Source organism: Flavobacterium sp. RSB2_4_14, assembly GCF_051547085.1.
Taxonomy (GTDB): domain Bacteria; phylum Bacteroidota; class Bacteroidia; order Flavobacteriales; family Flavobacteriaceae; genus Flavobacterium.
On record NZ_JBPTTL010000003.1, the window covers coordinates 89,905 to 102,588 of the forward strand.

The following is a 12,684-nucleotide window of genomic DNA, read 5'->3' on the forward strand; positions in this document are numbered from 1 at the left end:
GAGTTAAATTGTTTTTTTGTTTATTAATGAATATGAGAAACTATAAATAATTAAAATAAAGGTTCCTAAAGTGATGGTAAATAGATTAGTATTGAAATAGGAAATACTCTTTAACATGCTGTTAAAAAGGTCAAAAGGATTATGGAGAACATCCCAACTGTTAAAACGAAGTATTCTTCCAAGGTATATTCCAAAAGCGGATAGGTAAATAATTATGACAATTAGTAGTCTAGCTATTTTTGATGAATATTTCATCTGTAATAAGAAATGAATATCAAATAAAGAGAGTATGCCTGAATAAAATCCTGCAATTGTAAAACAGCTTAACAGTACAATATCAAAAATATAGAGTATGGCATTGGTGTGATGAAGATGAACAAAATCTGTGATTAGATAGAATGCATTTGGCAAAAAAAGTAGCCAAGTAATTAAAAGTAAATAGAAAAGAAAAGTTCCAGGAATTGTGGTTCTTATTTTAGATGAAAGGAAATAAGGAGCATAGCCCAGAAAAAGATTCCAAATCAAAAAGAGCAAATAAATGTCATGCGTAATTTTTACACGCAATAGTATCAAAGTCAATGATAGCAATGCTAACAGTATTAAAACTGAATTTTGTTTTTTGTTAAGAAAATAAATGGTTACGATTTTGTTCATGTTTTAATTAGTTTAAAAGTACTTTGAATTTCAAAGTATATGAATAAAAAAATAGCGTTAGTTTTTTGATAATAATTTTTCTAGTGCATCAATATGTTCCTTGAATGCTTTTTTTCCTTCCGCCGTAGCGATATAACGTGTATTTGGTTTTTTACCAATAAATTGCTTTTCTATCATAATATAATTTTCGGTTTCTAGTGCTTTTGTATGACTGGCAAGGTTTCCATCGGTAACGCCAAGTAATTCTTTTAGCATATTAAAATCGGCACTTTCGTTTACCATTAATATAGACATGATGCCAAGGCGTATTCGATGGTCAAAAGCTTTGTTGATGTTATGGATGATGCTTTTCATTCAATTAATTTCTATCATATTTAAAATACATAATGCTACCATATAAAATGTGGCAAACTCCAAATCCTAATGCCCAAAATAATAAACCATAACCCAAGAACCATGTTGATAATAATCCTAATATTATCATGGTAATTCCTAAATAGCGAACATCGCCAAGAGTATATTTGCTGGCATTGACACAAGCTAAACCATAAAAGATCAATGTTAAAGGCGCTACAAGTCCGAAAATGTTTTTTTCGATAAGGAAAACGATAAAAAATCCACCAGTTAACAAAGGAATTAAAAAGTTAATCAATAGTCTTTTAGATGTTGGATTCCATATTTTCTCATTTGCTTTTGCAGCTTTTCTCAAGCTTAACAGCAATCCAGTAAAAATAGAAACAATCATTAGTGATGCTGCAATAACAAATAATCGTACTACTGCATCGTAGGAAATAACTAAATTTTCATAAGAACCAAGGGTGGAAGTGTCAAAGTATATGGTTTTGTAGGCCAACCATGTTGCAATCAAAGAATAAATTCCAGCCAATATTCCTGATATACCACTTAACGAAATAAATCGTGAGGATTGCGTCATCATTTGTTTGATGTCTTGAATGTCTTTTAGATAATCTTTATTTTCCATATTAAAGTACTTTGAAATACAAAGTAAATAAATATTTTTTCTGTGACCAAATGTTTTTTCGTTTATTTTTGGTAAAAATTATTCCATGAAAAAAATCCTTTTCTTTTTGCCTTTGTTTTCTGTATTGCTACATGCCCAAAATAAAGACGAACAAACGTTGTCTACAATTTACAAAACAGCATTGACTAATTCTAAATGTTACTCATGGTTGGACGATTTATCCAATAAAGTCGGTTCGCGTTTATCGGGTTCTGAAGGTGCTGCGAAAGGAGTGGCTTACACCAAGCAACAATTAGAAAGTTTAGGATTGGACAAAGTCTATCTTCAGGAAGTGATGGTGCCAAAATGGGTTAGAGGCGAAAAAGAAACGGCTTATATATTGGATAAAAAAACAAAAACTATTGTTCCTATTTGTGCCCTAGGCGGTTCAATTGCTACGCCTAAAAGTGGAATTACCGCTGAGGTTATAGAAGTGAAAAGTATAAAAGAACTAGAAACTCTAGGTGTTGATAAAATAAAAGGGAAAATTGTTTTTTACAATCGACCAATGGAACCAGAAAATATAGAAACTGGCAAATCCTATGGCAATTGTGTTGATCAAAGATATGCTGGTGCCAAAGAAGCAGCAAAGTTTGGTGCAGTAGCAACCATTGTTCGTTCTATGAATTTAAGATTGGACGATTTTCCGCATACTGGTGCTCAAAGCTATGGTGATTTGCCAAAATCGCAATACATACCTACAGCTGCTATTAGTACAAATGGAGCAGAATTATTGAGCAAAAAATTAAAAGAAAACAGTCGTTTACAATTCTTTATGAAACAATCGTGTCAACATTATGATGATGTGCTTTCGTATAATGTTATAGGAGAAATTAAGGGTTCAGAACATCCTGAAAAAATCATGGTGGTTGGCGGACATTTAGATTCTTGGGATTTAGCCGATGGTTCTCATGATGATGGTGCGGGATGTGTACAAAGTATGAGTGTTTTGGAAATCTTCAAAAAAATAAATTACAAACCTAAAAACACGATTAGAGTAGTACTTTTTATGAATGAGGAAAACGGTGGAAATGGCGGAAAGAAGTACGAAGAAGTAGCAAAGAATACTAATGAAAATCACATCTTTGCGTTAGAAAGTGATTCGGGTGGATTTTCTCCAAGAGGATTTTCCTTTGAATGTGATGATGCTAATTTTACTAAAATAACAAACTGGAAACCCTTATTTGAACCCTATCTCATCCACAGTTTTGTAAAAGGAGGAACCGGTGCAGACATCAATCCATTAACCTCGAAAAAAATAGTAAAAGCAGGATTAAAACCGGATTCTCAACGCTATTTTGATCACCATCACGCAGCCAATGACACTTTTGATGCAGTGAATAAAAGAGAATTGGAATTGGGTGCTGCTACCATGGCTTCGCTAATGTATTTGTTTGATCAATATGGGATTGATTAATTATAACCAAGAATGAAAAAAAAACATCCCGATTTTCGGGACGTTTTTACTTTTACTTTTCAGATATTTTATAAATCCAACCCGTTTTTGAAGGTAAATTGTCATTAAAGTCAATCACATAGTAATATGTTCCATCTGGCAATTCATCACCTTGATCAGATTGACCAACCCATTCATTAGTATAGTTGCTTTTGTTGAATACTTTCATTCCGTAACGATTAAAAATGCTCAAGTGTTTCACATTCAACAATTGTAAATCAAAAAACTCATTATCTCCATCATTATTAGGAGAAATTCCTTTTTGAATGCCACAAAATATTCTGTCTAATGTCATTGGTTCGGTTTTATAACAACCATTTGAAGTAGACACGGTTACTGAGAAAGTAATAGGTAATTCTTCGATGGCAGTGGTAGAATTTAAATATTCAGTAACATTAAAAGTGTTTGAGTTGTTTCCAACTGATTGTTGGCTACTGTTGAACCATTCAAAATTTGCTGTACTGATATCAAAACTATTATTTAAAGCTTTTACTTCAAGGATGAATTTAAAATCCACACAACCTCCACTTATTTCAAAATCGAATCCATCTTGAACAGTTACAGAAAGACTTCCATTAGTAGCACACTCGCCACTACTTGGTGTGAATGTATAAATTCCAGAAGCAGTGTTATTAATTGAAGAAGGAGACCATGTTCCAGAAATTCCTTCAATAGATGTAACTGGAAGTGAAGGAGAAGTTTCGCCAACACACAAAGGTGCAATAGCATTAAATGTTGGAGTAATATAAGGATTAACCGTTATAGTCATTGTACTTGATACAGCACATAAACCGGTTGTTGGAGTAAACGTATACGTTGTAGTAGCCAAATTATTGAGTGCTGGTGACCATGTACCTGTAATTCCTTCTAAAGATGTTGAAGGTAAAGGATTCAATTGTCCGCCAAAACAAATAGGAGTTACTTGAGTAAATGTTGGAGTGATATTAGGATTTATAACTGCTGTTAATGTTGTTATATTGGCACAAATTCCAGTTGAAGGTGTAAAAGTATATACTGTTGTTCCAACAATTGAATAATCTAAAGTTGAAGGATTCCAGGTTCCTGTTATTCCATTATCTGATGTTGTTGGTAATACTACTTGCAAAGAAACTCCTTCACAAGCTGAAATATTTGTTCCGATTCCAAATGTTGGTACTATTGAAGGATTTACTGTTATAGCAACCGAACCAGCTATAGCACATTGATTTGCCGTTGGAGTAAAAGTATATAGTAAGGATTGGGTATTATCAACTATACTTGGAGACCAAGTTCCTGTAAATCCTTCTAGTGAAGTTGCAGGTAATGTAGGCGCAATTCCACCTGAACAAATAGCTGGAATAGGAGCAAATGTTGCCTGAGTAGGTTGGTTAACAGTAATAGTAAGTGTAGTTGTCGTAACACATGGACTACTGGTGTTAGCAACAAGTGATATATCATCTAATGAAAAATCATTACCATTTGAGGGTAAGATTCTATCATAAATAGCTATTTGTGCTGTTGTATTGGAACCAGAATTCCAAGTATATGTATATTGAGTAGTTTGACAGTTGTTTAAAGGAGCAGTTATACTTCCAATAGAAACGCCATTAATGGTAACTTCAATCACTGCGGGATTTGGCATGGCAATTGTTTGCAACCAATAACTAAACGTATAGGTTTGATTTGGTTGAACGGCTACTGTTTGACCCCAAACTTTATCATTTCCACCATTTGAAGTTGAGCCATCTACCACCATCATATTTCCTCCTGATGGAGAATTACTAAAACATGGAGGAAAAAATTGAAACCATGAGTTGGCTGTGGTAACTATCCCATACGCTCTTTGAATACCACCAAGTCCTGCATTAGTAATAAATTGGTAATCTGTAGTGAAACCTGTGTTTCCTTGAGAAAAATCTCCATTGACTATTAAATTAATAGGTGATGGATTAATGGAATTCGGAGTAAAAGTATAAGTAGTTGTTGCTTGATTATTTAAAGCAGGTGTCCAAGTACCACTAATTCCTTCATTGGAAACGGTTGGAAGAGGACTTATTGTATCGCCTGCGCATATTGGTGCAATAGGATTAAATGTTGGCGTTACTGGTTGTTCCGTCAAGGTCACTGTATTTGTAGTTGAAAATGCACAACCATTCACGGTATAGTTAAAGTTAGAATATACTCCAGCATTTAAACCATATAGAATTGCTTGTCCAGTAGCATTTGAATTGATTGTTATTGGACCAATGATAGTTGTATCATCGGAATATGTCAAACTAAAAGTAGTGTCAGGTGCTAAATTTTCAATAGTAATTGAACCATCCGAAGCACCACAACTTGTTGGATTGGTAAAAGTATAGGTTGGGTTGTTTTGTAAAGTATAGTAAGCTATAAAATTAGCGCCATTATTATTAATTACAATAGTATCATCACATTGGGTTGTTGAATTTACATCACCAGTGATATCATAAAATACTTCAATTACGTAATTTCCTGGAGGAAAAGCGGTTAAATCAATAGGAGATTGACTATCATTCAATACTCTTTGCCATTTTTGATCACCAGTATTACAAGGACCACCGCTTGGGAAAGAACCACTTACACAATTATTAAAAAAGGGTAAATCCAAAACAGTGAAAACTCCAGGAGTTCCTGATTGTGGATAAATCCTATAATGTAATCGCGCACTACACATATTGGCTGAAGGTGTTTTGAAAGTCTTAACTTCTCCACCTCTTAATTTAAAAGTACCTGAATTTGAAATATAAGTTCCAAAATCATTGTTTGGAAAAATATTTTGAGCTGGACCAATAATAGAAGCACCAGAACCAACAGTATTGAAGAAATTATTCGAAGCACAATTGGTTAACCAAACGGCACTGGCGAAACTTCCTATAGCACAATTTTGATAAACGGTTACCACCATGGTCGTGCTTGAAGCGGATTGACCTGCATTTGGTGTAAAGGTATAAGTAGCTGTTTGTGTATTATCTACAATTGCTGGCAACCAAGTTCCTGTAATACCATTTTCAGAAGTTAAAGGTAATACAGGAGCAACATCTCCATTACAAATTGGTGCTGGAGGAAGAAAAAGAGGAACAACTAGCGTACTATTAATTGAAAAATAGGGTACTACGTTAGCCTCTTTTGCTGATGCAAAATCTTTAAAAGTAACCTGCGAATTGGTTGATGTGGAAAGTAATATTAATAAAAAGTTTAGTGCAATTTTTTTCATAATAGAATTTTAAAGCACTAAAGTTAATAATAAAAATTACACTTTAAAAATTCCGCCAAAAGCAATAATTCGTTGAAGAAAGAAAAAATGTTGCGAAGCAGTATCAGAAGGACTACTGGTTGTTCGGATATCATTCATGTCAATATAACCTCCTTTTAATTCTGTTTGCACAAAAAAGTATTTGAAAAAGGTAAAGTTAAGCCCCACTTTTGCAGAAACACCGTAGCCAGAAAAATGAAAGTCATCATGCCTTTCTTTTCCGAGTAGCATCGCATTTGTTTTAGGGTATAATAAGCCTGCACCAACACCTTCGGTTATATTTAATTGGAATTTATCAGTGTTTTTGACTTTGAAAATATGTGAAATATCATCTACTCTACAAAATTCTGTATTGATGTAATTCAAGCCATCGGTATGTTCAAAAGTTAAAAAATCTTCGGTTAGAGTAATGGGTTCATTCGAGTAAGAACCATCAAATGGTGTTCCTTCATTTATGGTACCATTTATATTTACCTCTTGATTTTGTTCCATTACATACTTCATATGGTCGAGTCCAAGGGAAATATTATAATGGTCGTTAATGAAATACCCAATTCTAAAATTGGTTTCCGGAATAGTCATCCTTGAAGGGTTTACATAATCAACATGCCAGCCTTTTGGTTTGTCATGAGCAACAACGTCATACAAAGTAAAATTATAATTATTTCCTTCAAAATGAATGTCTGATTCTGTAAAATTTTCCCGATTTCCACCCCAATAAACATATATTTTCCCTTTATTATGGGCTGTATATCTGACAGGTGTTTTAGCGATGGTGTCTTGTGAAAAGATAGTTTGAGGACTTGCTATAAAAGACAGAATTGAAAATAAAATTATTTTTTTCAAAATTATAGGTAGATAAATATTAAAACTGATTTATGGTTTGTCTGATAGCAACTAATCGGGTCATTAGACTTTCAAAATAGTCTAAATGAAGCATATTGGCACCATCACTTTTTGCATTAGCTGGATCAAAATGAGTTTCTATGAAAATACCATCTACACCAACAGCAATTCCTGCTTTGGCAATGGTTTCAATCATGTCAGGTCTTCCACCAGTTACGCCAGTAGTTTGATTAGGTTGTTGTAGTGAATGAGTAACATCTAAAACGGTTGTGGCATACTGTTGCATGGTTGGAATACCTCGAAAATCAACAATCATGTCTTGGTAGCCAAACATAGTTCCTCTATCCGTAACCATCACATTTTGATTATTACAATCCAACACTTTTTGAACAGCATGTTTCATGCTTTCAGGACTCATGAATTGGCCTTTTTTTAGATTAACTACTTTGCCAGTATTGGCCGCTGCGACAACCAAATCAGTTTGACGCACTAAAAAAGCTGGGATTTGCAATACATCCACATATTGTGCTGCCATAGCTGCATCTTCATTAGTATGAATATCCGTTACCGTAGGAATATGAAATGTTTCAGAAACTTTACGAAGTATTTTTAAAGCTTTTTCATCACCAATTCCTGAAAAACTGTCAATTCTAGAACGATTGGCTTTTTTAAATGATCCTTTAAAAACATATGGAATTGCTAATTTGTCTGTGATTTTTACTAGTTTTTCTGCAATTCTCATCGCCATTTCTTCTCCTTCAATAGCGCAAGGACCAGCGAGAACAAAGAAATTTCCACTATCTACATTCTTAATTTGTGGAATGGAATTTATATTCATGATATATTGAATTTTTAAGGTGCAAAGTTAGCAATAAATTAATAATGGTGAATTTATAATTTGAGGTCTTATTTTTTTATTGAAAGTCCCACAGGAACCAATAAATACCCTTTTTCATATATGTTTAAATATAGATTTATAGGTTTGCTTTGACCTTCCCATTTTAACTCATAAACATCCAAAAAACCTGCTCCCATTTCGCTTCTTTTTGTTGGAAACGGACAACAACTTTCGAGCTTGGTATATGTGATTTTTTCCCCTTTTGGACCAGCCAATGCATTTAGAAATCGCTCTGCATTCAGATTTTCATCTTTCGTGTTTTTATAAAAAACATTTATAGGATAATCTGGTTCATAACCATAATTTTTGTCTTTGCTGTATTCGGTTAAAACAAAAGTATTGTTTTTTGAAATTGTTGGAATAGGTGCTTTATCATCTACATTTTTCAACGTAGATTGTGTGCTTACACAAGATGAAAAAAAAGAAAGTAAAATAACAACTACCGAAAGTTTTATTATTTTTTTCATGGTATTAAAAGTTTTTTACGGTTACGCAATAATCATGCTACGTTATTTTTTGTTCTGATAAAAAAGGAAAAAATGGCTCCTGTTACGATACCTTTAGACAATGCACCAAAGGAACTTTCAATCATATACGTTTTTAAATTGAAGAAGGTTTTGGCATTTTCTAAAGTCATGTAGTTGTGCTTTAATTTGTATTCAATAACATTATCAAAAAAATGAGGTGTTATGCTTTTGTATATTACAAATTGTGCCATTGGCATTAACAACGCTATTAAAAAAGATAAAATAATACCACTTACAAACCCTTGTGAAAAACTCATTTTGCCCTCATAAAAGTATTTTTTCTTTTCGCTTAGTGCCAAATAATAAAAAAGAAAAGCTGGTATAATGAATAGATTAGTATATATGCCATAATGTTCAATGTAAATATCATGTAATCCGATAAATTTTTCACCAATGGCCCAAGCTAATACCAATAATATAAAGCGGATTGTCCATTTTATTTCTATGTTGTAATTTTTCATTTTCAGTGTTAGATTTGATTTCAAAATTACTTTATTTTCAATAAATATTAGTTGCTACAAACTAGTTTATATTTCTATTTTTGTAAAAAAAAATTGAAATGGAATTTATAACGCAAACTTGGCATTGGTCAATTGCCGGATTTTTGATAGCAATGGTCATGCTTTCTTTAAATTATTTTGGAAAGGTTTTTGGAATGTCCTCTAACCTTCGCTCATTGTGTGCTATGACTGGTGTTGGACGAAAAGTTCCTTTTTTTGATTGGGATTGGAAATCACAACGCTGGAATCTTGCCGTTGTTTTTGGAGCTATGATAGGCGGATTTGTCGCTGTTCATTTCTTGAGTGATGCTTCCAATGTAACCTTAAATCCTAAAACCATTTCTCAATTAACCGCAATGGGAATTGATGCTCCTAATGGAAAGTTATTGCCAGATACTTTATTTGGTAATCAAATTTTTCAATCACCAAAAATGATTTTTATCCTCATCCTTGGAGGAATTTTGATTGGTTTTGGTTCACGATATGCTGGAGGTTGTACTTCTGGGCATGCCATTGCTGGTATAAGTAATTTGCAATTACCGTCTTTAAAAGCAGTCATTGGGTTTTTTATCGGTGGCTTGATTATGGCTCATTTTATTTTACCTCTAATTTTTTAAACCATGAATTTATTAAAATATTGTATTGTTGGATTTATTTTTGGTATTGTTTTAACAAAAGCGGAAGCAGTTTCTTGGTATCGAATTTATGAAATGTTTCAGTTTCAATCATTTCACATGTATGGCATTATTATGACGGCCATTGCAACCGGATTAATTAGCATTCAATTCATTAAAAGAAAAAAGTGGAAGAATTATGATGGTCATCCATTTTATATTCAAGACAAAGAAAAAGGGAATGCTCGATATTGGATTGGTGGTATTCTTTTCGGATTAGGATGGGCCATGGTTGGTGCTTGCCCTGGACCAATTTTTATTCTTTTAGGCGCAGGATTTTTCAGTGTTGGATTGGTTTTAATTGGTGCTGTTTTTGGAACATTTTTATATGGAGTTTTAAAAGACAAATTACCACATTAAATTATTGAAATCGAGATGGTTATTATTCTTTACTCTTTGTTTTAATTGTAACTTTGTAAAAAATAATAGTAAAATGAAAACTACCGTTAAAATTCAGAATTTAAAATGTGGCGGTTGTGCAAATACCATCACAAAGAAATTGAGTGAATTATCAAATATTACTAATGTAAAAGTTATTGTTGATGATAATGAAGTTGCCTTTGAATATACTGATGATTTGGCACTACAGAACGTTAAAGAAACACTTAAATCCATTGGTTATCCAGAACAAGGAGACGACAATTCTCTTGGAACAAAAGCAAAATCATTTGTAAGTTGTGCTATCGGAAGAATGAATTAAGATTTAGTTTCATTCATTTTTAAGACTCCAATAGTAATGCAAAATTGAGCTATCAAATAGGTTGACATTATCCAAAATGATGCTAAAGGTATAGGTGTGTAAAATTTATTGAAAGCCAAAATGCTATCAGATGTAACAAAGAATACGGCACCAAATAGTACTAAATATTTGGATTTATCGTTCCAATTGAAAACTCCTTTTACGGTTTCAATCAACATTAGCGAAATAATAATAGCATAAATTTCTACAGGCATTTTTAATTCTCCTAATTTTGGAATTAATAAAAATAACATACCGAATAGATACAGTAATACCAATACAAAACCTATCCAAAAACCTTTATGTTGTTTGTGACTAGCACTTGATTTTTGTTTTACAAAAAGAGTAATCAAAAGTACATGCGCTATCAAAAAAGAAACTAACCCGAAGATAAAATACAATTCTCCTTTATCTGCAAAAAGTAAAATACAATCCCCAATCCAAGAGAAAAGTAGCGCTAAAAGTAACCACTTTTTAGTAGTAAATGGTGTTGAATTCAAAACAGTATAAAAAAGAAATGGTATTAAGAAAGGTTTCAAAAACCAACTAATAGTTTCAAAATTGAACAACACAATAGCCAAATACAAAAAGCTAAAAACTAAAAAACCTTTTAATGAATTTGATGAGGTAATCATATCGTTTTTGGTGTTTTAAATTGTTTGAAATCTACAAAAACAAAATACAAACTCATGAGTAATGAGATACTAAAATAGGAAATTAAGATAATTGAAGCATAAGGAAATAGACTATTCATCCCAAACCAATCGCCATAATAGGTAATAATTCCTATTGAAAAAAGGAAACGAAAACCTTCCCAAAAAACTGAAAATTTTCGAGTGTCCATCAATTCGGTGTAACTATAAATGGTAAGAAAAATAAAAAAGCCATACACAAATATATTGGGCAAACCAATGGTTGCGATATCTCCAAAAAGGTAGCTTATCAAACCTAAGGTAGCAAACAATTGTATTAATGACCAATACATTAAAAGTGACGAATGTTGCTTTCCATATTTGTCAAATCGATAAACATCAGTAATTTTTTTAACTGGATATTTAGTTTCAAAATCTTTTGGACGCCAACCCGTAGGTTTAAACCAAATAGTGAGTTTGTCTTTCCAATTATCAGCGTGATAGGCATCTTTTATTAAAAGCCACAAATGCTGAAAATTAATTCGGATTGGATTCCAAGTTTCTACAGGTCGCGTAATGCCAAAAACAGGAGGAACAGTTTCTAATTCTTCTTGAAAAGTACCAAAAAGTTTATCCCAAAAAATAAATATCTGTCCATGATTTTTATCCATATATTCGGGATTAATAGCATGATGCACTCTGTGGTGAGAAGGTGTAACAATTATTTTTTCCAAAAATCCAAGCTTACCAATGTAACGCGTATGATACCAAAATTGAAGGAACAAATGAATGGGTAAAGTAATCGCAATCACATTTGATGGAATACCAAAAATAGCCGCAGGCAATAATAAAAAAGTAAATAAACTCACAAAACTAGAAATGGGTTGACGCAAGGCACAAGCCAAATTAAATTCTTCACTACTATGATGAATAGCATGTTTGTTCCAAAAAAAATTGATTTGATGTGCCCATCGGTGGCTCCAGTAGCCATAAAAGTCAATGGTGAAAAATGCTACTACATAAATAAGGACAGTTTCATTTAAATGCCACAAAGCCAAATGTGAAACCATCCATTCATAGGAAATAATAGCAATACTTAATCCTAAAGCATCTTTCACAGCATTAGTCATTCCCGAACTGATGCTTGAAATGCTGTCCATCATTGGAGCATGATTGACACCTTTGAAATAGCCGTATGTTTTTTCAATTACAATCAGTAATAGAAAAAAGGGCATTGCAATCAATAAAATTTTGCCGTATTGTTCCATCTCTATAAATTCAAATTCAAATATATAAATTATAATAGTGTGAATCTATCAAACATTTTAAACATAATTTCTTAACTAAGATTCAAGTTTTATTTTAGAGCTTCATCTATTATACTTAACAATAAAAATTATTTCAGAGCCTTCATTTAAGTTAGAAATAAGGTGTTGATTTTCATATCAAAAACTATTTTTGATTCTATTTTTACTATGTCGTAT

Annotated in this window: 14 protein-coding genes; 4 read left to right on the forward strand and 10 right to left on the reverse strand. The window is 32.5% G+C overall.

Annotated elements, in window-relative coordinates; all coding sequences use genetic code 11:
* Positions 1 to 3: 3 nt before the first annotated feature.
* From ACSVH2_RS08100 to ACSVH2_RS08110, 3 genes are read right to left on the reverse strand one after another with little or no spacing between them, the layout of a single operon-like run.
* A complete protein-coding gene (locus ACSVH2_RS08100) occupies positions 4 to 654 on the reverse strand; it encodes a DUF1361 domain-containing protein (protein ID WP_438092664.1) in 651 nt (216 codons plus the stop codon).
* A 57-nt stretch (positions 655 to 711) separates the two neighbouring features.
* Positions 712 to 1,008 carry a winged helix-turn-helix domain-containing protein gene (locus tag ACSVH2_RS08105; protein ID WP_438092665.1) on the reverse strand — a complete coding sequence of 99 codons (297 nt, stop codon included), beginning with the start codon at positions 1,006 to 1,008 and terminating at the stop codon, positions 712 to 714.
* Between the two features lie 4 nt (positions 1,009 to 1,012).
* Complete coding sequence (locus ACSVH2_RS08110; RefSeq protein WP_438092666.1) at positions 1,013 to 1,636, reverse strand: hypothetical protein; 624 nt, start codon at positions 1,634 to 1,636, stop codon at positions 1,013 to 1,015.
* A gap of 85 nt (positions 1,637 to 1,721) precedes the next feature.
* Between ACSVH2_RS08110 and ACSVH2_RS08115 the strand changes: the two genes are divergently transcribed.
* Positions 1,722 to 3,092 carry a M28 family peptidase gene (locus tag ACSVH2_RS08115; RefSeq protein WP_438092667.1) on the forward strand — a complete coding sequence of 457 codons (1,371 nt, stop codon included), beginning with the start codon at positions 1,722 to 1,724 and terminating at the stop codon, positions 3,090 to 3,092.
* Between the two features lie 52 nt (positions 3,093 to 3,144).
* Here ACSVH2_RS08115 and ACSVH2_RS08120 read toward each other — a convergent pair whose 3' ends face one another.
* The 5 genes from ACSVH2_RS08120 to ACSVH2_RS08140 form a co-directional block, all read right to left on the reverse strand.
* On the reverse strand, positions 3,145 to 6,345 hold the full coding sequence (locus ACSVH2_RS08120) for a gliding motility-associated C-terminal domain-containing protein (protein ID WP_438092668.1): 3,201 nt from the start codon (positions 6,343 to 6,345) through the stop codon (positions 3,145 to 3,147).
* A gap of 36 nt (positions 6,346 to 6,381) precedes the next feature.
* On the reverse strand, positions 6,382 to 7,230 hold the full coding sequence (locus ACSVH2_RS08125; protein ID WP_438092669.1) for a hypothetical protein: 849 nt from the start codon (positions 7,228 to 7,230) through the stop codon (positions 6,382 to 6,384).
* Between the two features lie 19 nt (positions 7,231 to 7,249).
* Positions 7,250 to 8,068 carry a 3-deoxy-8-phosphooctulonate synthase gene (kdsA, locus tag ACSVH2_RS08130; RefSeq protein WP_438092670.1) on the reverse strand — a complete coding sequence of 273 codons (819 nt, stop codon included), beginning with the start codon at positions 8,066 to 8,068 and terminating at the stop codon, positions 7,250 to 7,252.
* Between the two features lie 68 nt (positions 8,069 to 8,136).
* Positions 8,137 to 8,595, reverse strand: a complete 459-nt coding sequence (locus ACSVH2_RS08135) for a 2-dehydro-3-deoxyphosphooctonate aldolase (protein ID WP_438092671.1) — start codon at positions 8,593 to 8,595, stop codon at positions 8,137 to 8,139.
* Between the two features lie 32 nt (positions 8,596 to 8,627).
* On the reverse strand, positions 8,628 to 9,116 hold the full coding sequence (locus tag ACSVH2_RS08140) for a DUF4199 domain-containing protein (RefSeq protein WP_438092672.1): 489 nt from the start codon (positions 9,114 to 9,116) through the stop codon (positions 8,628 to 8,630).
* A 98-nt stretch (positions 9,117 to 9,214) separates the two neighbouring features.
* On the opposite strand from ACSVH2_RS08140, the gene ACSVH2_RS08145 reads away from it, so the two are divergent.
* The 3 genes from ACSVH2_RS08145 (at position 9,215) to ACSVH2_RS08155 (ending at position 10,529) form a co-directional block, all read left to right on the forward strand.
* Complete coding sequence (locus ACSVH2_RS08145) at positions 9,215 to 9,772, forward strand: YeeE/YedE family protein (RefSeq protein ID WP_438092673.1); 558 nt, start codon at positions 9,215 to 9,217, stop codon at positions 9,770 to 9,772.
* A gap of 3 nt (positions 9,773 to 9,775) precedes the next feature.
* Complete coding sequence (locus ACSVH2_RS08150; protein WP_438092674.1) at positions 9,776 to 10,189, forward strand: DUF6691 family protein; 414 nt, start codon at positions 9,776 to 9,778, stop codon at positions 10,187 to 10,189.
* Positions 10,190 to 10,262: 73 nt separating this feature from the next.
* Entirely contained in the window at positions 10,263 to 10,529 is a 267-nt protein-coding gene (locus tag ACSVH2_RS08155; protein ID WP_438092675.1) for a heavy-metal-associated domain-containing protein, read from the forward strand.
* Here ACSVH2_RS08155 and ACSVH2_RS08160 read toward each other — a convergent pair.
* Both ACSVH2_RS08160 and ACSVH2_RS08165 read right to left on the reverse strand, forming a co-directional pair.
* The gene (locus ACSVH2_RS08160; RefSeq protein ID WP_438092676.1) at positions 10,526 to 11,203 is read right to left on the reverse strand and encodes a lysoplasmalogenase; all 678 of its coding nucleotides are present in this window, start codon (positions 11,201 to 11,203) and stop codon (positions 10,526 to 10,528) included. The genes ACSVH2_RS08155 and ACSVH2_RS08160 overlap by 4 nt on opposite strands.
* A complete protein-coding gene (locus ACSVH2_RS08165) occupies positions 11,200 to 12,468 on the reverse strand; it encodes a sterol desaturase family protein (RefSeq protein ID WP_438092677.1) in 1,269 nt (422 codons plus the stop codon). The genes ACSVH2_RS08160 and ACSVH2_RS08165 overlap by 4 nt, the downstream gene beginning before the upstream one ends.
* Between the last annotated feature and the right edge of the window lie 216 nt (positions 12,469 to 12,684).

Excerpts from the sequence above, each read along its gene's own strand:
- ACSVH2_RS08100 (WP_438092664.1), bottom strand. The coding sequence starts at position 654 with ATGAACAAAATCGTAACCATTTATTTTCTTAACAAAAAACAAAATTCA.
- ACSVH2_RS08105 (WP_438092665.1), bottom strand. The coding sequence starts at position 1,008 with ATGAAAAGCATCATCCATAACATCAACAAAGCTTTTGACCATCGAATA.
- ACSVH2_RS08110 (WP_438092666.1), bottom strand. The coding sequence starts at position 1,636 with ATGGAAAATAAAGATTATCTAAAAGACATTCAAGACATCAAACAAATG.
- ACSVH2_RS08115 (WP_438092667.1), top strand. The coding sequence starts at position 1,722 with ATGAAAAAAATCCTTTTCTTTTTGCCTTTGTTTTCTGTATTGCTACAT.
- ACSVH2_RS08120 (WP_438092668.1), bottom strand. The coding sequence starts at position 6,345 with ATGAAAAAAATTGCACTAAACTTTTTATTAATATTACTTTCCACATCA.
- kdsA (WP_438092670.1), bottom strand. The coding sequence starts at position 8,068 with ATGAATATAAATTCCATTCCACAAATTAAGAATGTAGATAGTGGAAAT.
- ACSVH2_RS08135 (WP_438092671.1), bottom strand. The coding sequence starts at position 8,595 with ATGAAAAAAATAATAAAACTTTCGGTAGTTGTTATTTTACTTTCTTTT.
- ACSVH2_RS08140 (WP_438092672.1), bottom strand. The coding sequence starts at position 9,116 with ATGAAAAATTACAACATAGAAATAAAATGGACAATCCGCTTTATATTA.
- ACSVH2_RS08145 (WP_438092673.1), top strand. The coding sequence starts at position 9,215 with ATGGAATTTATAACGCAAACTTGGCATTGGTCAATTGCCGGATTTTTG.
- ACSVH2_RS08150 (WP_438092674.1), top strand. The coding sequence starts at position 9,776 with ATGAATTTATTAAAATATTGTATTGTTGGATTTATTTTTGGTATTGTT.
- ACSVH2_RS08155 (WP_438092675.1), top strand. The coding sequence starts at position 10,263 with ATGAAAACTACCGTTAAAATTCAGAATTTAAAATGTGGCGGTTGTGCA.
- ACSVH2_RS08160 (WP_438092676.1), bottom strand. The coding sequence starts at position 11,203 with ATGATTACCTCATCAAATTCATTAAAAGGTTTTTTAGTTTTTAGCTTT.
- ACSVH2_RS08165 (WP_438092677.1), bottom strand. The coding sequence starts at position 12,468 with ATGGAACAATACGGCAAAATTTTATTGATTGCAATGCCCTTTTTTCTA.